The organism is Mycobacterium sp. Soil_C_30 (genome assembly GCF_057656995.1).
In genome coordinates this window covers 1-269 of the sequence record NZ_JBDGJH010000077.1, presented here as the reverse complement: position 1 = coordinate 269, position 269 = coordinate 1, and the positions used below count along the sequence as shown (strand labels likewise).

Sequence of the window (269 nt, the reverse complement as noted above, 5' to 3'; positions counted from 1 at the left end):
GTGTCGATCACCACCGCCGGCCCATGCACCCCCAAGAAATACGACAACCGACCCGCCGCAAAATTCGACGCATTACCAAAGGTGATGTAGGGGTCTACATCTCCGCGTTCGGCCCGATGATCAGCCGCCAACACCGCGTAGTCGTACGTGGTGAGGCCGACGAACACCGACGTCTGCGAGCCGCGGATGGCTTGCGCGGTGATCCCCGCATCCTCCAACGCCTCCCACGCCACCTCCAACAACAACCGCTGCTGAGGATCCATCCCCGC

At 62.8% G+C, this 269-nt stretch carries 1 protein-coding gene; it reads right to left on the bottom strand.

The genetic code is table 11. The features are described from left to right. Positions 1–269, bottom strand: a 269-nt coding sequence (locus AC3A6P_RS36185; RefSeq protein WP_487697478.1) for a beta-ketoacyl synthase N-terminal-like domain-containing protein, incomplete at both ends; no start/stop codon positions are given.